Here is a 17,492-nt window from a genome sequence, read left to right as displayed (position 1 = left end):
TCCGGCAGGACAGAGGGGGGCGCGAAGGAATGCAGTCATGAATCAGCTACCTACCCTCGACGCCTCAGCAGCCCGCGCCGCAGCACAATCCCATTTCCGTACCTTGCGGCTCGGCACGCCGTTCCAGCCGCGCATCGACGCGCTGGCCAGGACCAATGACTGGTACAATTGGGCCGGCTACCGTGCCCCACATTCGCTGTGGGACGAGGAGCTCGAATATTTCGCCATCCGCAGCCAGGCGGCCCTGTTCGACATCTCGCCGATGACGAAATACCGCATCGCCGGGCCGGACGCCGAGGCCTTCCTCAATCGCGTCACGTTGCGCGACGTGACCAAGCTGAAGTCGGGCCGCGTCCACTACACCGCCTGGTGCGACGACGACGGTTTCGTCCTCGACGACGGCACGCTGTTCCGCCTGTCGCCAACACGGTTCCGGCTGTGCTCGCAGGAACGGCATCTGCCCTGGCTGCTGGATAGCGCCACAGGCTTCGACGTGACTGTCGAGGAAGAAACAGAGGCCGTCGCCGGTCTGGCGCTGCAAGGCCCAACCTCCTTTGCCGTGGTGCGCGATGCCGGTTTCGCCGGCGTCGAAAGGCTGAGGGTTTTTGATCTAGCCGAGTTCCCGCATGACCACGGCACCATCACCATCTCGCGAACCGGTTTCACCGGCGATCTCGGCTACGAACTGTTCGTGCCGGCCGACAAGGCGCTCAGCCTCTGGGACCGGCTGATACTGGCCGGCGAATTACGCGGCATCCGCGCCATCGGCTACACCGCGCTCAATCGCGCCCGGCTCGAAGCTGGGCTGATCGTTGCCAATGCGGATTTCACGACGTCCGAGCATGCCATTCGCGCCGACCGCTTGCGCATGCCGGACGAGATCGGTCTCGGCTTCATGGTCGACCTGCAAAAGGGTCATTTCAATGGCCGCCGCGCCATTCAAGGCGCGCGGGCGAAGAAGCGTCTTCGCCATGTGCTGGTCGGGCTTGAGATCGAGGGCAACATTCCCGCCGAACACGCCATCGTCTACTATCGGAAAAGCCAACAGGTCGGGCTGGTCAGCGCCGCCATGTGGTCGCCTATGGCCAAGCGCAACATCGCCATCGCGTCGCTGGCGCGGCCGTTCGGCGACACGGTCGTCGACGACCTCTGGGTCGAGATCTACGCCATGCGCGAGTTGCAATACCAGAAGCTGATGAAGCGGGCCAAGGTGGTGCAGCGGCCCTTCATCAAGCTCGACCGCCGCACCGCCAGTCCACCGGCGGATTTCTGACCATGACGGATGAGGCAAACAAGCACGACGTCGATGCAGAAGCCAGCGAGCAGTGGGAGCTGGTCAACACGCCGCTCGGCGAAAAATGGTCGGGGCGCACGCGCTATGCCGCGGCCATGTTCTTCTACAAGCGCGGCGAGATGAGCGCCGAGACGCTCGAAGTCTACCGCATCTGCGCGCGGCTGGATTCGACGGATCCGCTGCCGATCATCCGCGATCGCGGCATCGGCCGGGACTGGCTGAAGCGCATGAGCTTTGAATAGCTCGCCCCAGGGTGTGTTGAGATTCAGGTCAGGCCGCGCCGAGAATGGTGGTTTCCGAGAACCGGAGCGGAGCGTACTTAAAGTACGTGAGCCCGCGCATAACCCCGAAATCGAGATCGATTTCGGAAAGATCATGCGCAAAATCAAAGTTCTACAGCGTCCTTTGCGCGCCCAATAGGGCGCGCGGCGCTGTAGGTAAGCGCAGAAAACCGCCGTTCGCAGGCCGGCATCACCTGAATATCAGCAGACCCTACCCGATCGTCTTTTCCAGCATGCTGATCCAGTTGCGATAGGCGATCTTCTCGATCAGCGCGCGACCGAAGCCGCGCGCGGCGAGCGCATCGATGAGCTTCGGCAGGCCGGTGACATCGCCGATCACAGCCGGGATCATGGCGCCGTCGAAATCGGACCCGAGGCCGACGCCGTCTTCGCCCAGTGCTTGCAGCAGCGAATCGACATGGCGCGCCATGATGTCGAGACTGGTGTCGGCATTCATCCTGCCGTCTTCGCGCAAGAATCCGGTGGCGAAATTCAGCCCGACCATGCCGCCCGAGTCGCGGATCGCGCCGAGCTGCCAGTCGGTGAGGTTGCGGGAATGGCCGCAGATCGCATGGACATTGGAATGGGTCGCGACCAGCGGTGCGTCGCTGATCTCGGCGACGTCGCGAAACCCCTTTTCGTTGAGATGCGAAAGGTCAACCATGATGCCGAGCTGGTTGCAGGCCTTGACCAGCGCCTTGCCAGCATCTGTCAGGCCAGGTCCGGTGTCGGGTGTCGACGGAAAGCGGAACGGCACGCCGTGGCCGAAGGCGTTCGGGCGGCTCCAGACGATGCCGAGCGAGCGCAAGCCGGCGGCATACAGCACGTCGAGCATCGTCAGTTCGGGGTCGATCGCCTCGACGCCTTCGATATGGAACACCGCAGCGATCGATCCTTGCGCCATCGCGTTTCGCACGTCGCCGGCGCTGCGGCAAACGGTGAGCGCCGACGCCCGCTCCAGCCTGTACAGGATCGAGGCCATGGCGATGGTGGAATCGAGCGCGTCGGCACGGGAGAGTTCGGGCGGCAACGGCTCGTTGTCGCTGGGTGCCGGCGGCACCGCGCTGCGCCTGGATTTCTCAGCCGGCGGCGGGAAGATCGCGAACATGCCGCCGGCAAAGCCGCCCTTCTTCGCGCGGGGCAGGTCGATGTGGCCGCCCTGCGTCCCTTCGATGAACAGCTTTTCGACATCGGTGTCTTTCGACTGATAGAGCCGGAGCAGCGTATCGTTGTGGCCGTCGAAGACGGGGACGAGATCGGATTCGGTCATCAGGGAGCCATTCGGTTAAGGGGGTGTGCCTCAGACGCAGCCAGTCTGCAGGCGATATGCCTAATTAGGCAAGATGTGCGAACTGCGCAAATGCCAGAGACGTTATCCCGTTGTGGCCACCCGCTCTTCCACCGTCATCCCGCGCGCTCAGGTGGCCGAATTGAGCCGAACCTACTGTTTCAGCACGTCGGCCCATTCCTTGTGACGATGGAACTGGGCGTTGGCGAACGGGCAAAGCGGGATGATCTTCTTGCCCGCCGCGCGCGCGTCCTCGACGGCGCGGGTGACGAGGCGAAGCCCGGCACCCTGGCCGCGAAATGCATCCGGCACCTCGGTGTGGTCGATGATGATCTGGTGCTCGCCGACCTTGGTAAAGGTCATCTCCGCCTCGGCGCCGTCAGGCCCGCGCAAGAGATAACGGCCCTTGGAGCCGCGGTCCTCCAGTTCGATCTCCGGCAATTGGTCAAGCATTGCTTACGCTCCTTCTACCGGCGTAGCGGACAGAAATCGCCGCGCCGCCTCGATCTCGTTCGACTGCACCTCATGGCCGCCGTCATGCCACTCCACTGTGACATCGGCGCCATCGGCGCGCAAATACGCCTCCAGCCGCGACGTCAGGTTGGGCGGGCAGATCGGATCGCGCCTGCCGGCGGTGACCAGGATGCGGCGGCCGGCAAGGCTGCCGTGCACCTGCGGCTCGAACGGGATCAGCGGATGCATCAGCACCGCCGCATCGAGAAGCGTCGGCGCAGCGAACACCACCGAGGCCAGGATGTTGGCGCCGTTGGAATAGCCGAGGCCAAGCACCGACGAGGGTTTTGCCGCCTCGACATGTGCCCTGATAAAACCCACCATCTTGTCCGTCGCCCGCGCCAGGTCGCCCATGTCGTAGACGCCCTCGCCGGTGCGGCGAAAGAAGCGTCCCGCACCGTGTTCCGAGACATCGCCGCGCGGCGAGATGATGGTCGCCTGCGGCGCGAGATCGCGCCCGAGCGACAGAAGCTGGCTCTCGTCGGCCCCGGTGCCGTGGAAGACGAAAAGCAGCGCGCTGCCCGGCGAACCGGGCAGCACCTTGTGGATGTAAGCGTCCTTGCTCATGGCCCTGTCCTCAGTCTTCGAGCTTCTGCAAATGCTGTTCGAGATAGGGCCTCAGATGCTGGTGCTGCGTCGGCAGCTTCAGCGCCTCACCGAGATGGGCCGTATCCTCGTCGCGGTCGAAGCCCGGCTCGTTGGTCGAGACCTCAAACAGCACGCCGCCAGGCGTGCGGAAATAGATCGCCCAGAAATAATCGCGATCGATCACCGGCGTCACCTGATAGCCGGTGTCCATCAGCGCCTTGCGCACTTCGAGTTGCTTGGCGCGGTTTTCGACGGCGAAGGCGACGTGGTGGACGGATCCCGCGCCGAGATCAGCAAAAGCAGCGCCCGGCAGCGCTTCGATATCGACGAAATTGGCGCCATTGCCGTTCTTCACTGCCAGCCGTTTTACGTTGCCGGATGTGTCGACTTCCTCATAGCCCATGAATTTCAGCAGCTCTTCTGTGGCGCCGCCATCCTTGAGTCTGAGCGACACTGAGTGAAACCCGCGGATCGCCTCGTCGGAGGGAATGCCAGCTTTCGCCCATGGCGCACGATGGTCGGCCTTGTTCTCGACCAGCGCAAACCCGTCGCCATCGGGACCGGCGAAGGCAAGCCGCTTCTCGCCGAATGTTTCTTCGCGCGACAGCCCCATGACGCCCTCATCGGCAAAACGCTTTTCCCAATAGGCGAGCGTGCCTTCGGGCACCGAATAGACCGTGGTGCCGACCTCGCCGACGCCGTGGCGGCCCTTGCCGATGTTGGGGAAGGGGAAATAGGTCATCACCGAGCCGGGCGTGCCGACCTCGTCGGCATAGTAGAGGTGGTAGACATCCGGCGCGTCGAAATTGACGGTTTTCTTGACCCGGCGCAGGCCAAGCTTTTTTGTGAAGAATTCATTGTTCTGGCGTGCATCCCTGGCCATCGAGGTGACATGATGCAGGCCCTTGATCTGGTCGAGCATTTTCCTGCTCCTTCCCTTGTCCTGTGCGGCCCATGCCGCGGTCCACGCCAATATGAGGACCCGCCAGCCGGCGGCAAAGGCCGCAAACGCAGAATAGACTGTGCTGGAAAAGTGAACAATAAGGCGATTTCTGTTCACTATTCAGAAAACCCGTCAGGCTTGCGTCATCGCCAAAATTCGGCTCCATGAGCGGCACGGACACATGATTGGGAAGGATACAGCGATTGGCCGAAAAAGGCAGACGCCAGAACATTCTCCTGATCACCTGCGACCAGTGGCGCGGCGATTGTCTGTCGGCTGTCGGTCATCCGGTGGTGCGGACCCCGAACGTCGACGCGCTCGCTGCCGAGGGTGTACTGTTCAGAGAACACTATGGCGGGGCGGCGCCCTGCTCGCCGGCGCGCGCCTGTCTCTACACCGGCCTCTACCAGATGAACAACCGCGTCTGTCGCAACGGCACGCCGCTCGATGGCCGCCACGGCAACATCGCGCTTTCCTTGCGCGGTCTCGGCTATGATCCGACGCTGTTCGGCTATACCGATGTGTCACTCGATCCGCGTATGCTTGCGCCGGGCGACCCGCGATTGAAAAGCTACGAAGGCGTGCTGCCCGGCTTCACCGTGCGCCAACTCCTGCCGGAGCATCAGAAACCGTGGCTGTCCTGGCTCAAGGCGCGCGGCATCGATAGCGGCGCCGGCTTTCCCGACATCCATCGGCCAGCGAGCGAGATTGGAGGCAGGATCGAAAGCGCGGTGACCAGCGCACCGCCCGTCTATTCGAAGGACGAGACCCCAGCCGCTTTCCTGACCGGCGAATTCGTCCGCTGGCTTGGCGAACAGGAGCGCGACACACCGTGGTTTGCGCATCTTTCCTTCCTCAGCCCGCATCCGCCCTTCATCGTGCCGGAGCCTTACAATATGATGTATGATCCGGCCGACGGCACAGCCTTCCGCCGCGCCGCGAGCTGGCAGGCCGAGGCGGAGAGCCACCCCTACCTTGCCTATGATCTTGACCAGCAGCAGCGGACAAAATTCCGCCCCGGCGCCGAGGGCAAGGTGCGCGACTGGGGCGACGATAATTTTGGCGGCATCCGCGCGCTTTATTACGGCATGATCTCGGAGGTCGACGCGCAGCTTGGCCGCATCTGGCAGGCGGTCAAGGCGGCGGGTGCATGGGATGACACCATCATCGTGCTGACCTCGGACCACGCCGAGATGATGGGCGACCATTACATGCTGGGCAAGGGCGGCTTCTTCGACGGCAGTTTTCATATTCCGCTGATCATCCGCGACCCGCGCCGCCGCAAAGCGGCCGGCGCCAGCGTCGACCGCTTCACTGAGGCGGTGGACATAGCGCCGACATTGCTCGATCTGCTTGGCGAGGAAACGCCGCCGCATCTCGACGGACAATCGCTGAAGCCGTTCCTGGATGCCGGGGAGCCGGACAACTGGCGCGAGGCCGCGCATTGGGAGTTCGATTTCCGCTCGGTAGCCGAGGGTCATGCCGAGCGCCACTTCGGCATCGGTCCGCGCCAGTGCAATCTGGCCGTCATCCGCACGGAAAAATTCAAATATGTACATTTCGGCGGCGGCCTGCCGCCGCTGCTGTTCGACCTCGAGAAGGATCGAGACGAGCTAACCAATGTCGCTGCCGACCCGGCCTATTTGCCAGTCCGGCTGGAGCTTGCCGAAAGGCTGCTTGCCTGGCGGGCCGAACATCTCGACCAGTCGCTGGCGCTTGCCGAACTGACCGAGGATGGCGTTGCCGGCCACGTCGCAGGCCTGCCACCTTTCCAGTCATGAAAAGGCCCGCGCCGTTGCCGGCACGGGCCTTTTTCATCGTTGGAGCGAACTACCGCATGATCATGCGCTGTGTGTCGCGGTTTTGCGCATATGTAGCCTTGTCATAGGGGGCCTGCGCCTCGAGCTGCTCCTTGGTGAAGTTCGTGTAGAGGTAGCGCTTGCCATCCTTGTCGGTCATGAATTTGAGGTTGTCCATGCCGATCGCCACCTCCTTCTCGCCAACGCCAAGGAAACCGCCGACGTCGATGATGACGGCGTCGACCTTCTTGTCGCCCGTCAGCACGACGTCACCAATTTCACCGACATTGACATCATTGGCGCCATAGACGGTGGTTCCAACCAGATCCTCGGACCGGATTTTGTCGACCGGCATTTCGGTCAGCGCCGACTTGTCGATCGCAGCGGTCTGCGTCTGGTCGGGGGCGGAGGCGTCAGGCGTTGCTGCAGCCGGAGCCTCGGCTGTCTTGTCCATTGGGGCCGGAGCAGCGGTGTCAGGCGTTGCCGCGCGGGCTTGCGCCGTCTTGTCCGCCGGTGCTGGAGCCGGAGTGACGGTAGGGGTGGTAGCTACCGGCGCCGCCGCGTCAGTGGATGCGGTAGTCACCGGGGCGGGATCATAGGGCCTGCGGTCGAACTCCGGCAACGCCTCCAGCCCCTCCTTGGTGGTCTCGGCCACCAGCCAGCGATCACCGTCCCTCTCCGCCCACTTGGCCTTGTCGAACTGATAGGCCACGTTCTTTTCGCCAACCTCAAGGAAGCCGCCGACGCCAATGATTAGCGACTCGGCCATGCCATCCTTGGCCAGGACGATGTCGTTCACGTCGCCGATGTTTTGAGCATCGTCGCCAGTGCCGTTGTAGACGGTTTCACCGATGATGTTGGTGGCAAGGTTCCCATCGGCGCGCTTCACGGGTTCGGCAGGAGCCGGTTCAGCCGGAGCCGCCGGAGCGTTCTGTGCGGTGGTATCGGTCGCGCCAGAAGGGGCTGGAGGAGCCGTGGCCGTGGTGTCGCTGGCCGCAGGAGCCGGATCATAGGGCTTGCGATCGAAGTCCGGCTGAGCCGTCAATTCATCCTTTGTGGTTTGGGCAATCAGCCAGCGGTCGCCATTGCGTTCGGCCCACTGCAGCTTGCTGTAGTCGAAAGTGACATTCTTGGCGCCGACGCCAAGAAAGCCGCCGACGCCGATGACGACGGATTTCGCCTGACCGTTTTCATCGAAGATGACATCACTGACATTGCCGATGTTCTCGGCATCGTCGGCTGTGCCATTATAGACAGATTCACCGATGATATTGGTTACCAGGCTGCCTTCGGCGCGCGGAATGGGAGCAGCCGGAGCGGTATCCTGGACTGCTGGATCCTGCGTCGGCGCCGGGGTTGTGGCCGTCTGCGCGTATGCGCCGGTCGCAATCAACGCTGCGAGTGCGGTGGTGGTTAAAAGGGTGCGGATCATTGTAATCTCCTCGTGCGTTATTTCGTTCACGCCACGGGCCGCCGGTGGGAGATTGGTCGCGGCGTTACATATTCACAACGTCGTGACCGCGCCGTTGTTCCGAAACCATGGCGAGCGTCGTGAAAAAACCCTCCGAACCGCGCCAATCAGGCAGTCGGCCGGTGAGATTCGCGCCTGTATTTTCGTTAGAGCTGCGGAACTTTTTTTCAGCCGCCCCGTTTCAGCCTGTGGCTGGGTCTGTCCTGGTCGATGATTACCCAATGGCTGACAAGAAAAAACGGAGCGGGGGGATGCGATTTGCGGCGGTGCTGAACCAGGAGGGCGGCACCTTGCGCACGATTGATCTTTCCGCGTTCACCGACCGGATGCGCCAGACATTGGAGGCAGCAGGTCACTCCATCGATATCGACATCGTTGCCGGCAATGACATCGTTAGAGCGCTGGACCGCATCGCTTCGAAGCACAGCATCGACATTGTTCTGGCCGGTGGCGGCGACGGCACGATTTCGGCCGCGGCGGCTCGGTTGATGGGCAAGAAGAAGGCACTTGCCATTTTGCCGGCTGGCACGATGAACCTGTTCGCGCGCGGGCTCGGCATCCCACAGACCCTTGACGCGGCAGTGAAATCCTTTGCCGACGGCGAGGTGATCGCAGTCGATATGGCAACCGCCAATGGCCAGCCATTCGTGCACCAGTTCTCGATCGGCATGCATGCCAGGATGGTTCAACTTCGCCAGACCATGGAGTTCGGCTCGCGGTTGGGAAAGATGCGGGCCTCGGCGAAGGCTGCCTGGGCGGCGATCAACAATCCGTCGGCAATGAAGGTGACGCTGACTATCGGCGAAGCCGAGATCGTGACGCGCACCACCGGCATCGGCATCACCAACAATCTGTTCGGTGAGGGTCATCTACCCTATGCCGACAATCCCGCCGGCGGCGTGCTCGGCATCTATGTCACGGTGGCGCGGCGGCGTGGCGAACTGATCAGGTTCCTCTTCGACATGGCGCGCGGCAAATGGCGCGACAGCGAGCACGTCGAAATCCACCAGGCCGACCGGGCCGTTTTGAAAGTCCACTCGGCAACCAAGAAATTCCGAGCCGTCATGGATGGCGAACTGGTCAGGCTTGACCGCGAAACGACGATCGAAATCCGTCCTGGCGCGCTGAACGTTCTCGTCCCGGCGCGCGCTGTCCAAGCGAAGGCCGCGTGATGCAGGCCGGCACAGTCGATCAGAGGGCTTCAGCCTTTGGGAATCTCGCCCTGTTCGTTCCTGGGAAGCTCGCCCTGTTCGGTTGTCGACGTCTTGTCTATCATGTTGCCGTAAATCTCCGCGATGCCCCAGGCGATAAACGCCAAAAGCAGCGCGGCGATCAAGATACGGAAAGTGTGCCACCCCCAGCGTCCCTGGCGGGCTTTGTCTTCAGGAACGATCTTGGGCATGATCGGCCTCCATGTTGTTTGGCGCAAGCATGTCGTTTGGCGCCGGCGGGCGCGGCTGGCAAAACGTGGTTGGGTAACGGTTCCTCAAGGCGAAGGTTCCGGTTTCAGAGCCAGGCAACTGGCCTAGCGCGAATGGCTGCAAGCCGATGCATTTGGGGGCCTTGTGGATAGCAGGGTAGTGAAAAAGCCGACTCTGCCGGTCGATGTGCTTGGCGCGGTTGGCGCCGCGGACCGGCTTGCCGTGCTCCACGGTCTCGATGCAATCGACACGACGGCCGATCCTGACTTCGACCGTATCAGCGCTCTTGCCGCCGCGGTGATGCAAGCGCCTATCGCGCTCGTCACGCTGCTCGGTGTCGAGCGGCAATGGTTCAAGTCCTGTGTCGGCCTGGATGAGACCGAGGCCGCGACCGATACATCTTTCTGCGCCCACGCCATTGCCGCCGGCGACGAGCCGATGGTGGTGACCGATGCGAGCACGGATTCGCGTTTCAACGCCAGCCCGCTGGTCACCGGCGAGCACCATGTCCGTTTCTATGCGGGTGCGGTGATTGTGGTAGCCGGCGCCCGGATCGGCACGCTCTGCGTGCTCGACCGCAAGCCGCGCGCGTCGCCGTCTACCGCCAAGCTCGAACAATTGACGGCGCTCGCCAGTCTCGCCGCCAGCCTGTTCGCATTGAAGGACGCCACCCGCAACGGCGCCAGCGCCGCTGCGGCGCTGGCGCGTGAGGAAAAGCGGCGCGCCATAGCGCTCGACGCCGCCTCGCTCGCTAGCTGGGCATGGGATATCCCCACCGATATGATCGAATGCGATGTCCGGCTGTCCGAACTGTTCGACCTGCCGCGCTCGAATCGGCTAAGGGCGCGCGATATCCTTGCTGCCATCGACCCGCGCGATGTCTACCAGACCGAGACGCACTTTCGCGACGCGCTGGCCAGCGGTGACGACTATTTTGGCGAATACCGCGTCAAGGGCTTCAGTCCGCCGCGCTGGCTCGCTACGCGCGGCCGTGTCATCGAGCGCGACGGCGACGGCAAGCCGACGTTGATCTTCGGCGTCAATTACGACGTCACCGAACGCAAGCTCGGCGACGAGCGGCAACGGCTCTTGCTGCGCGAGCTGAACCATCGCGTCAAGAACACGCTGGCGACCGTGCAGGCACTTGCGACGCAAACCGTTCGCCATGCCCACCAGCCGAGCGAGTTCCTCGAAGCCTTTAGCGCCAGGCTTCAGGCGCTAGGCGCCGCCCACAGCCTGCTGTCCGACCGCGAGTGGCGCGGCATCGGCATTCGCGAACTCGTGCAGATCGAGGTCAAGCCATTCGACACCGCCCAACAGCCGCGCATGACGATCTCAGGCGCCGATCTCCTGCTTTCGCCCGACCAGGCGGTCGGGCTCGGCCTGATCCTGCATGAACTGGCCAACAACGCGCTGCAATACGGATCGCTGTCGGCGGCTGCGGGCAAGGTCGATCTCGACTGGAAGGCACAGGGCCGGAAAGGCGCACGGCGTCTTGTGCTGACCTGGCGCGAAAGCGGCGGGCCTGAAGTTGCCTCGCCCGAACGCCACGGCTTCGGCTCGATCCTGATCCGCCGCAGCCTGGCTAAGGTCATCTCCAGCGAAGTGACCCACGAATTCCGGCCGGAAGGCGTGTTTGCCGAAATATCGATGCCGCTGGAGGATCTGTCGAAGTGATGGCTCGACCCTGATCCCGAACCGAAGGTCCTCGTCAGCGAAAAGTGGGGTCCGGTTTTCGGATAAGATCATGGTCGAACAAGAAGAAGAATCGCTTCGAGCTATTTCGCTTCGCCGGCATCCGGATCGTCGGCATCGGGCTTTATATTCTCGCGGTAGATGGCGTAGGCGGCGAGTGCGATCGCCGGACCGAGAATGGTGCCCAGGCCACCTTTCCCCTTGAGCAGCGTCGGCAGTATGGCGAGCGCAGCCGTGATGCCGACCGCCTTCATGTCGGCATTGCGCCTCCGCGCCCTGCGTCGGGCGCGCGCGCCGGCCGACAGCTGATAAATAAGCAGGAGGACCCCTGCGATCACCAGGAAGCCGATTCCGAAACCAAAGCAGGCTGCCATCGGCCCGTAGCGGCCCGCCACCCAAATATAGGCCGCTCCGACGAGGAAACCGAGGCCGCACAGTGCTGCAAGTGCCGCGAGCGCATAGACGATTGCAGCCGTGCGCGCGCGACGCACGGCTGCAACGGTCTCACCCGAGGCGAGGCCCGAGATCAGCGATGCCAGCATTCCCATCTGGGCTGAGGCTAGCGGCGCGCGAGAAGCGCGAACAGAAAGCCGACGCCGGCTGCGATCGCCAGCGACGTCACCGGCTTTTCGCGCACGCTCGCCGCCACTTGCGCTTCGAGGTCCTTGGCGTTGCTGCGCAGGGTGTCGAAGGCCGCTTCGCCCTGGGCGCGCAGTTGCTCGACGCCTTCGGTCGCGGCGCGGCGAGCCGTCCCGTAACCATGTTCGCCGGTCTTGGCCAATTGCTTGGTGAGTTTTTCGATATCGGCTTTCAATTGCCTGATGTCGGCCTCGAGATCCGAATTCGCCCGGCTTGCGTTCGCGGTCTTTCCTGCGGCAGTCGCCATTGCTTAACTCCTTGCGCTTGCTTGGTTTCAAACGCTCGATACTCACCAAGGTTCCGAAATCGGAACAAGGTCCATGAAAGGGTGTTTCCGCGTATGAGTTCCAGCCCGAACCGAACATCCCAGGACCGGCGTCAGATCAGCAGCCGGCGTTCCTCGCTCAACCCTCCCAGCGCGAGTTAAACCTGCGGATCGTCTGTTGAAGGATCGAGATTCCGTCGTCTGCGACGGACGTGTTTTTTTACATAACAGAATGCCAAATAACTTTAGATGACAGGACACCAAATAGCGATCATGACTCCTCTGTTCCCTGCGCTTCCCCTTTTCCCTGCGCGCCACGGAGACATTGCCACGTGCCACCCCTGCTTGACGGATTGCGGATTCTTGTTTTGGAGGATGAATTCCTGATCGCCATGGATGTCGAGCAGCTTTGCCGCGACTATGGCGCCGGCGACGTGACCATCGCCCGCGATCTGGGTGAGATCGATCGCAAGAACGTTGCCTTGCGATTCGACGCAGCCATCGTCGATCTCATGCTGGGCGGCGCTTCGACGCTCGATTTCGCTTCGCGGCTGCGCGAATCGGGCGTGCCTTTCGTCTTCGCCTCGGGCTATTCCGACATGGACGAAATCAAGGTGTCCTTTCCCGATATCAGATTGGTCACCAAGCCCTATTCGGGAGACGACCTCGTGCAGGCAGTGGCGGCTGCGTGCGGGCGCGGACCTCTTGTTTGAGGTCCGGAAACGGAGGCGCGTATTGCCGGGGTCAGTGTTCAGGCGGCGTTCGACCCCGTCACCTGAGCCGAGATCGCGTCCGGGCCAAACTCGTCATCGCCGGAAATCTTCAGGATTTCCTGCAACCGCGTGCGGGCGCGGCTGACGCGGCTCTTGATCGTTCCGACCGCACAGCCGCAGATCTCGGCGGCTTCCTCGTAGGAAAAGCCCGAAGCGCCGATGAGGATGATGGCTTCGCGCTGGTCCTCGGGCAATTGCTCGAGCGCGCTACGAAAGTCCTTGAGGTCGAGTTGGCCGTGCTGGGCCGGATGGACGGCTAGCCTGGCCGTCATGATGCCATCGCTGTCCTGCACCTCGCGGCCGCGCTTGCGCATCTGCGAATAGAATTCATTGCGCAGGATGGTGAACAGCCATGCCTTGAGATTGGTGCCCGGCTCGAAGCTTTCATGCTTGTCCCAGGCCTTCACCAGCGTTTCCTGCACCAGATCGTCGGCCTTGTCGGCGTTTTGCGTCAACGATACGGCGAAGGCCCGCAGGCTCGGAATCGAGCCGAGCAGATCGGTCTTGAAGCTCTGGGAGACAGCCGCCATGCCTCAGTCCTTTTTCTGTGCAGGTTGGGCCCGTTCCAACTGGCTGAGCAATTGGGCGAAGCGATCCGGCACATTGTCGGAGACCAGCTCGTCGTAATATTGTTTGAGTTTGCGGCCGATTTCCGAATTTGGCCCGAGCGGGTCGCCGGAAGCAGCCCGGCGCCTGTTTGCAGCGCCAGCCGTGGTATTTTTCGTCATGTCTTCATTTCGCCCTTTGTTCCCAGCACCCGGCCGCCCCTCAACACAAGACGCAAAGCAAGCGGCCCCCTCGTCGGGTTGCCCCATCCCGACCTCAAACGCCGTCCCATTATATTAGTTCCACAACCATCGGAACTTTTTCGGAAATCCGGCGTTTGTGTTTTCAGGGCTATTTTCGGGACTTGTAATCAGCTTGGCCTGCAATCTATGCATTTACGTCAGAGGGAGACGTCCGTCATGAGCCTATCCGCAACCATCGCTCCACACCTGCCGTTCCTGCGCCGCTTCTCGCGGGCCGTTTCCGGATCGCAGGAGAGTGGCGACGCGCTGGTCGCCGCGATGCTCGAAGCCATCATCGCCGACGTCGACATCTTTCCGAACGCGTCGAACGACCGCATCGCGCTCTACAAGGTCTTCGCCAGGCTGTTCACCTCGGTCGCCATCCGCGTTCCGCAAGAGCACCCGCAGTCGGCGTGGGAACAGCGCGCCGCCGCCAATCTGAACGCGATCTCACCGCGCCCCCGCCAGGCCTTCCTGCTGGTCGCCGTCGAAGGTTTCAGCGAAGACGAGGCGGCGGAGATTCTCGACGTCGACGATGAGGAGTTCTCCGAACTTCTCACCGAGGCCAGCAACGAGATTTCCCGCCAGGTGGCAACCGATGTGCTGATCATCGAGGACGAGCCGCTGATCGCCATGGACATCGAGCAAATGGTCGAAAGCCTGGGTCACCGCGTCGTCGGGACTGCGCGTACCCACGCCGAGGCGGTGGCTATGTTCGCAAAGACGCGGCCAAAAATGGTGCTGGCCGACATCCAGCTTGCCGACGGCAGCTCGGGCATCGAAGCGGTGAACGAAATCCTGTCGTCCACGCCGGTGCCGGTGATCTTCATCACCGCCTTTCCCGAACGTCTCCTGACCGGCGAGCGGCCGGAGCCGGCCTTCCTCGTCACCAAGCCGTTCAATCCGGAGATGGTCAAGGCCCTGATCAGCCAGGCGCTGTTCTTCGACCGGCATGCGAAAGCCGCCGCATAGGACCGCATAGGCCCAGCCTAGCGCCGCTCTGTTTCCCACAGATCAAACGACGCTGGCCCTTTGCGGCTGGCAAACGTCCTTTGCGCCTCGAACTTTCCCTGCTCGTGACGATTCAATTCGGGCCGGAAAGATTTCCAGGGATCGTCTTTTTCGGGAAATGGTGGAACAAACGGCAGCGAAAGGCGTTTTTGCCACACCATTCGAAGGAGATGGATCATGCTTTACTGGGCGCTCGTATTTCTCGTCGTCGCGATCATTGCAGGCGCTCTTGGTTTCGGCGGCATCGCCGGCACCTCGGCCGGTATAGCGCAGATATTGTTTTTCATCTTTCTCGCTTTCCTGATCATTTCGCTTATCGCGGGCTTGTTCAAACGGGCGTCGTGAACGCTAGGTGCGATCAGACACTGGGAGCCGCACCCCTCAAGCGGTTTCCAGCTACCGCCGGGCGGTGTCCTTCAACGGGACGTCGCTCGGCGGACCTGTTTTGGGAACCCATTTTTCCGTCATCCGTTCAGCCTGGACTGGGCGGGTGAAGTGCGATGCAATCCAGAGCCGGAGACATGAAAGACAGCGGACGAAGTGATGAGATCATCGCTTTGCATTCCGCTGAGAGTGGAATGCAGCTTGGCCGGGCCCTTCTCCATGCGCTGCACAATGCCGGCATCTCGGTTCTCTATCAGGATCGCGAGATGAAAACCGTCTGGGCCCGCAACATGCGCCCGCCATGGGCCTCCGATACGGCCGACAGCAACGGCAACCTGCCACTGGCGCAGGCGGAGCGTATCGGTGCGGCCAAACGCAACGTCATCGCATCCGGCAATCCCGAACATCTTGAGCTCAGCATTCCCGCCGACGATGGCGTTCGCTGGTTCCAAATATGGGTGGATGCCGATCACGACGACGGCGGCGCCGTGCAGGGCGTCGTCACCACCATGGTCGAAACGACCGAGCAGAAACGTCGCGAGCAGACCCTGAAGACGCTGCTGCGCGAGGTCAGCCACCGCTCGAAGAACCTTTTGGCCATCATCCAGAGCATCGCCACCCAGACCAGCCGTTATTCAGACACGCTCGGTGATTTCCTGACACGCTTTCGCGGCCGGCTGCAGTCGCTTGCCTCATCCCAGGATCTGGTGACCTCGTCCAACTGGCGGGGAGCGGCACTGCGCGAACTGGTGTCCGGTCAGGTTGGCCGCTATGGAGCCGACCCCTCGCGCAGCCTGCGTTTCCAGGGTGCAAATCCATACCTCAACCCCAATGCCGCCCTGCATATCGGCTTGGCCATGCACGAGCTAGCCGTCAATTCGGTCAGCTACGGCGCGCTGTCGCGAGCCGACGGATTCGTCGAGGTGACGGCCGATCTGACGGCTGCTTCCGCTGGTGAGACCGCCCTGTCGCTGACATGGGCCGAAGCCATCGGAGCCAATGACAATCAGCCCAGCGAGAAGCGTTTTGGCAGTGTCGCGCTCGAGCGCGTCGTCCCTGCGTCGCTGAACGGCACGGCGACACTTGAAATCACCAGGGACCGCCTCGAGTATCGCCTTATTGTTCCTCGCGGCAATTTCGAGACCGATTGAACGGACAACAGCCGAGCCAAAGTGGACTGATCACGGCCGCCCCGGCTTTAACCACCTATTCACCATAAAGTCCGATGCTGTTTTTCCCAGCACCGCTACGCATGACGTTTTCGATCGCAGTTTGCTGCGCAGCACGGGAGGAGTGGCTTTGACGGTTGCCGACATCAACAGGCTGGAACAGGCCGCACGCGTTTCGATGGGCGGGTTTCAGGATATCGAAGCATCCGCGATGCCATCGCCCCGTGCTTCCCTCCCGACCCTCGGCGTCGCCGCAATTGCGCTGGCCGCGGCGGTCGTCCTGGCCGCCGCGTTCCAGTTGATCTAGAGCATCGGAACCAAAGTGGCCGGCGGGTTGTGCTTGCCTCATGTTGACCTGTTTCTCGAATCAATCGCGCGCCAGCCTGCATCGCAGGAACTTTGGCGAATGTGGCCCGTTTCTTATGGCGAGAGGACCGTCGCCATGGAACACATCGCTGCCGTGCTGCTGGTCATTGGTTGTTCGAACACAATGACCGAATGCCGCGAACTGCCCGCATCGATGAGCGTGTTCGAAACCGCTCAGGAATGCACCGCCGAGCGTCCGTTCGCCCTGGGCGATGTGCAAGGTCAAGCCCCGCGCGTAATTGCCAAATGCCTGCCCGTCGATCCGCCACTGGAGGATGATTACGACCAGATCGTCTGGAATGTGCGTCCAGACGGCACGCTCGACGCTTCCGTTGAGATTTCCAACGTCGAGGTTGTTTCGAACGGCGCGCGCCCCGTAAAAGATTCTCTTAGCCAACAATAAAATCGAGCAGGCAAAACCCTTTTTCGCATGATAAGTGACGGGTGGAGCTACAAGTGAGGACAAAGCGAGGAGTGACTCTATGCGGAAGATGATTATTGCCATGGTTGCCGTGGTCGCAGTCAGCGGTTGCAGCACCACCGAGCGGGATGTCGGCGTCGGCGCCGGTGTCGGCGCTTTGGCTGGCGGCCTGATTGACGGAGGCAAGGGTGCGCTTGTCGGCGCAGCCATCGGTGCCGGTTCCGGCTTGCTGGTGCGCAACCTGCGCAATGGCTATTGCCAGTACCGCGACAACCGTGGCCGTCTCTATACGGCTCGCTGCTGATCCGTTCAAACGCATGAGGCAATAGAAGCAGAGACCGGCTCGTCCGGTCTCTGCTTGTCTTCTCCTTCGAAAAAAGGTG

At 62.2% G+C, this 17,492-nt stretch carries 23 protein-coding genes; 12 read left to right on the top strand and 11 right to left on the bottom strand.

The window, feature by feature from the left end; translation table 11 throughout:
* The first annotated feature begins 37 nt into the window (after positions 1-37).
* Both EOC94_RS02295 and EOC94_RS02290 read left to right on the top strand, forming a co-directional pair.
* Positions 38-1,273: an aminomethyltransferase family protein gene (locus tag EOC94_RS02295; protein WP_127288442.1), complete on the top strand. Its 1,236-nt coding sequence runs from the start codon at positions 38-40 to the stop codon at positions 1,271-1,273.
* A gap of 2 nt (positions 1,274-1,275) precedes the next feature.
* Positions 1,276-1,536, top strand: a complete 261-nt coding sequence (locus EOC94_RS02290) for a hypothetical protein (RefSeq protein ID WP_127288441.1) — start codon at positions 1,276-1,278, stop codon at positions 1,534-1,536.
* A 250-nt stretch (positions 1,537-1,786) separates the two neighbouring features.
* Here EOC94_RS02290 and EOC94_RS02285 read toward each other — a convergent pair whose 3' ends face one another.
* The 4 genes from EOC94_RS02285 to EOC94_RS02270 all read right to left on the bottom strand — a co-directional run bounded on the left by EOC94_RS02285 (position 1,787) and on the right by EOC94_RS02270 (position 4,886).
* On the bottom strand, positions 1,787-2,845 hold the full coding sequence (locus EOC94_RS02285) for a dipeptidase (protein WP_127288440.1): 1,059 nt from the start codon (positions 2,843-2,845) through the stop codon (positions 1,787-1,789).
* Between the two features lie 171 nt (positions 2,846-3,016).
* On the bottom strand, positions 3,017-3,316 hold the full coding sequence (locus tag EOC94_RS02280) for a GNAT family N-acetyltransferase (RefSeq protein WP_095487136.1): 300 nt from the start codon (positions 3,314-3,316) through the stop codon (positions 3,017-3,019).
* Positions 3,317-3,319: 3 nt separating this feature from the next.
* A complete protein-coding gene (locus EOC94_RS02275) occupies positions 3,320-3,943 on the bottom strand; it encodes an alpha/beta hydrolase (RefSeq protein ID WP_127204268.1) in 624 nt (207 codons plus the stop codon).
* A 10-nt stretch (positions 3,944-3,953) separates the two neighbouring features.
* Positions 3,954-4,886 (bottom strand): VOC family protein, encoded by a 933-nt coding sequence (locus EOC94_RS02270; RefSeq protein ID WP_095487140.1) that lies wholly within the window; start codon positions 4,884-4,886, stop codon positions 3,954-3,956.
* Between the two features lie 224 nt (positions 4,887-5,110).
* Here EOC94_RS02270 and EOC94_RS02265 point away from each other — a divergent pair, with 224 nt between their 5' ends.
* Positions 5,111-6,688 (top strand): alkaline phosphatase family protein, encoded by a 1,578-nt coding sequence (locus tag EOC94_RS02265; RefSeq protein ID WP_127288439.1) that lies wholly within the window; start codon positions 5,111-5,113, stop codon positions 6,686-6,688.
* A 49-nt stretch (positions 6,689-6,737) separates the two neighbouring features.
* Here the strand turns inward: EOC94_RS02265 and EOC94_RS02260 are convergent, their stop codons facing one another.
* Complete coding sequence (locus EOC94_RS02260; protein ID WP_127288438.1) at positions 6,738-8,138, bottom strand: PRC-barrel domain-containing protein; 1,401 nt, start codon at positions 8,136-8,138, stop codon at positions 6,738-6,740.
* Between the two features lie 290 nt (positions 8,139-8,428).
* Here EOC94_RS02260 and EOC94_RS02255 point away from each other — a divergent pair, with 290 nt between their 5' ends.
* Complete coding sequence (locus tag EOC94_RS02255; RefSeq protein ID WP_126104630.1) at positions 8,429-9,349, top strand: diacylglycerol kinase family protein; 921 nt, start codon at positions 8,429-8,431, stop codon at positions 9,347-9,349.
* Between the two features lie 29 nt (positions 9,350-9,378).
* On the opposite strand, the gene EOC94_RS02250 is transcribed toward EOC94_RS02255, so the two are convergent.
* Positions 9,379-9,579, bottom strand: a complete 201-nt coding sequence (locus tag EOC94_RS02250; protein WP_095487148.1) for a hypothetical protein — start codon at positions 9,577-9,579, stop codon at positions 9,379-9,381.
* 178 nt (positions 9,580-9,757) lie between these two features.
* Between EOC94_RS02250 and EOC94_RS02245 the strand changes: the two genes are divergently transcribed.
* Complete coding sequence (locus EOC94_RS02245) at positions 9,758-11,275, top strand: HWE histidine kinase domain-containing protein (RefSeq protein WP_245465470.1); 1,518 nt, start codon at positions 9,758-9,760, stop codon at positions 11,273-11,275.
* Between the two features lie 101 nt (positions 11,276-11,376).
* Here the strand turns inward: EOC94_RS02245 and EOC94_RS02240 are convergent, their stop codons facing one another.
* Positions 11,377-11,841: a hypothetical protein gene (locus EOC94_RS02240; RefSeq protein WP_095487152.1), complete on the bottom strand. Its 465-nt coding sequence runs from the start codon at positions 11,839-11,841 to the stop codon at positions 11,377-11,379.
* Between the two features lie 11 nt (positions 11,842-11,852).
* Positions 11,853-12,179 (bottom strand): DUF883 family protein, encoded by a 327-nt coding sequence (locus EOC94_RS02235; protein ID WP_095487154.1) that lies wholly within the window; start codon positions 12,177-12,179, stop codon positions 11,853-11,855.
* Between the two features lie 350 nt (positions 12,180-12,529).
* Here EOC94_RS02235 and EOC94_RS02230 point away from each other — a divergent pair, with 350 nt between their 5' ends.
* Positions 12,530-12,910: a response regulator gene (locus EOC94_RS02230; protein ID WP_095487156.1), complete on the top strand. Its 381-nt coding sequence runs from the start codon at positions 12,530-12,532 to the stop codon at positions 12,908-12,910.
* Positions 12,911-12,948: 38 nt separating this feature from the next.
* Here the strand turns inward: EOC94_RS02230 and EOC94_RS02225 are convergent, their stop codons facing one another.
* On the bottom strand, positions 12,949-13,500 hold the full coding sequence (locus EOC94_RS02225) for an RNA polymerase sigma factor (RefSeq protein WP_029348707.1): 552 nt from the start codon (positions 13,498-13,500) through the stop codon (positions 12,949-12,951).
* A gap of 3 nt (positions 13,501-13,503) precedes the next feature.
* On the bottom strand, positions 13,504-13,698 hold the full coding sequence (locus EOC94_RS02220; protein WP_095487158.1) for a NepR family anti-sigma factor: 195 nt from the start codon (positions 13,696-13,698) through the stop codon (positions 13,504-13,506).
* Positions 13,699-13,935: 237 nt separating this feature from the next.
* Between EOC94_RS02220 and EOC94_RS02215 the strand changes: the two genes are divergently transcribed.
* Positions 13,936-14,730 carry a response regulator gene (locus tag EOC94_RS02215; protein ID WP_095487160.1) on the top strand — a complete coding sequence of 265 codons (795 nt, stop codon included), beginning with the start codon at positions 13,936-13,938 and terminating at the stop codon, positions 14,728-14,730.
* A gap of 17 nt (positions 14,731-14,747) precedes the next feature.
* On the opposite strand, the gene EOC94_RS02210 is transcribed toward EOC94_RS02215, so the two are convergent.
* Positions 14,748-14,948, bottom strand: coding sequence for a hypothetical protein (locus EOC94_RS02210; protein WP_127288436.1), 201 nt, complete (start codon positions 14,946-14,948; stop codon positions 14,748-14,750).
* On the opposite strand from EOC94_RS02210, the gene EOC94_RS02205 reads away from it, so the two are divergent.
* The 5 genes from EOC94_RS02205 to EOC94_RS02190 all read left to right on the top strand — a co-directional run bounded on the left by EOC94_RS02205 (position 14,947) and on the right by EOC94_RS02190 (position 17,413).
* A complete protein-coding gene (locus tag EOC94_RS02205) occupies positions 14,947-15,114 on the top strand; it encodes a DUF1328 domain-containing protein (RefSeq protein WP_023797107.1) in 168 nt (55 codons plus the stop codon). The two genes, EOC94_RS02210 and EOC94_RS02205, sit on opposite strands and share 2 nt — an antisense overlap.
* Before the next feature lie 155 nt (positions 15,115-15,269).
* Positions 15,270-16,304, top strand: a complete 1,035-nt coding sequence (locus tag EOC94_RS02200; protein WP_095487162.1) for a sensor histidine kinase — start codon at positions 15,270-15,272, stop codon at positions 16,302-16,304.
* A 142-nt stretch (positions 16,305-16,446) separates the two neighbouring features.
* Positions 16,447-16,629: a hypothetical protein gene (locus EOC94_RS33970; protein ID WP_095487164.1), complete on the top strand. Its 183-nt coding sequence runs from the start codon at positions 16,447-16,449 to the stop codon at positions 16,627-16,629.
* A 135-nt stretch (positions 16,630-16,764) separates the two neighbouring features.
* On the top strand, positions 16,765-17,091 hold the full coding sequence (locus EOC94_RS02195; RefSeq protein ID WP_095487661.1) for a hypothetical protein: 327 nt from the start codon (positions 16,765-16,767) through the stop codon (positions 17,089-17,091).
* Between the two features lie 79 nt (positions 17,092-17,170).
* A complete protein-coding gene (locus EOC94_RS02190) occupies positions 17,171-17,413 on the top strand; it encodes a YMGG-like glycine zipper-containing protein (RefSeq protein WP_095487166.1) in 243 nt (80 codons plus the stop codon).
* Positions 17,414-17,492 lie beyond the last annotated feature (79 nt).

Source organism: Mesorhizobium sp. M6A.T.Ce.TU.016.01.1.1 (assembly GCF_003997065.1).
GTDB lineage: Bacteria > Pseudomonadota > Alphaproteobacteria > Rhizobiales > Rhizobiaceae > Mesorhizobium > Mesorhizobium mediterraneum.
Note: the sequence above shows the minus strand (reverse complement) of the source record. Positions and strands in the feature narration are given on the sequence as shown.

Excerpts from the sequence above, each read along its gene's own strand:
- EOC94_RS02295 (WP_127288442.1), top strand. The coding sequence starts at position 38 with ATGAATCAGCTACCTACCCTCGACGCCTCAGCAGCCCGCGCCGCAGCA.
- EOC94_RS02290 (WP_127288441.1), top strand. The coding sequence starts at position 1,276 with ATGACGGATGAGGCAAACAAGCACGACGTCGATGCAGAAGCCAGCGAG.
- EOC94_RS02285 (WP_127288440.1), bottom strand. The coding sequence starts at position 2,845 with ATGACCGAATCCGATCTCGTCCCCGTCTTCGACGGCCACAACGATACG.
- EOC94_RS02280 (WP_095487136.1), bottom strand. The coding sequence starts at position 3,316 with ATGCTTGACCAATTGCCGGAGATCGAACTGGAGGACCGCGGCTCCAAG.
- EOC94_RS02275 (WP_127204268.1), bottom strand. The coding sequence starts at position 3,943 with ATGAGCAAGGACGCTTACATCCACAAGGTGCTGCCCGGTTCGCCGGGC.
- EOC94_RS02270 (WP_095487140.1), bottom strand. The coding sequence starts at position 4,886 with ATGCTCGACCAGATCAAGGGCCTGCATCATGTCACCTCGATGGCCAGG.
- EOC94_RS02260 (WP_127288438.1), bottom strand. The coding sequence starts at position 8,138 with ATGATCCGCACCCTTTTAACCACCACCGCACTCGCAGCGTTGATTGCG.
- EOC94_RS02255 (WP_126104630.1), top strand. The coding sequence starts at position 8,429 with ATGCGATTTGCGGCGGTGCTGAACCAGGAGGGCGGCACCTTGCGCACG.
- EOC94_RS02250 (WP_095487148.1), bottom strand. The coding sequence starts at position 9,579 with ATGCCCAAGATCGTTCCTGAAGACAAAGCCCGCCAGGGACGCTGGGGG.
- EOC94_RS02240 (WP_095487152.1), bottom strand. The coding sequence starts at position 11,841 with ATGGGAATGCTGGCATCGCTGATCTCGGGCCTCGCCTCGGGTGAGACC.
- EOC94_RS02235 (WP_095487154.1), bottom strand. The coding sequence starts at position 12,179 with ATGGCGACTGCCGCAGGAAAGACCGCGAACGCAAGCCGGGCGAATTCG.
- EOC94_RS02225 (WP_029348707.1), bottom strand. The coding sequence starts at position 13,500 with ATGGCGGCTGTCTCCCAGAGCTTCAAGACCGATCTGCTCGGCTCGATT.
- EOC94_RS02220 (WP_095487158.1), bottom strand. The coding sequence starts at position 13,698 with ATGACGAAAAATACCACGGCTGGCGCTGCAAACAGGCGCCGGGCTGCT.
- EOC94_RS02215 (WP_095487160.1), top strand. The coding sequence starts at position 13,936 with ATGAGCCTATCCGCAACCATCGCTCCACACCTGCCGTTCCTGCGCCGC.
- EOC94_RS02205 (WP_023797107.1), top strand. The coding sequence starts at position 14,947 with ATGCTTTACTGGGCGCTCGTATTTCTCGTCGTCGCGATCATTGCAGGC.
- EOC94_RS02210 (WP_127288436.1), bottom strand. The coding sequence starts at position 14,948 with ATGATCCATCTCCTTCGAATGGTGTGGCAAAAACGCCTTTCGCTGCCG.
- EOC94_RS02200 (WP_095487162.1), top strand. The coding sequence starts at position 15,270 with ATGCAATCCAGAGCCGGAGACATGAAAGACAGCGGACGAAGTGATGAG.
- EOC94_RS02195 (WP_095487661.1), top strand. The coding sequence starts at position 16,765 with ATGGAACACATCGCTGCCGTGCTGCTGGTCATTGGTTGTTCGAACACA.
- EOC94_RS02190 (WP_095487166.1), top strand. The coding sequence starts at position 17,171 with ATGCGGAAGATGATTATTGCCATGGTTGCCGTGGTCGCAGTCAGCGGT.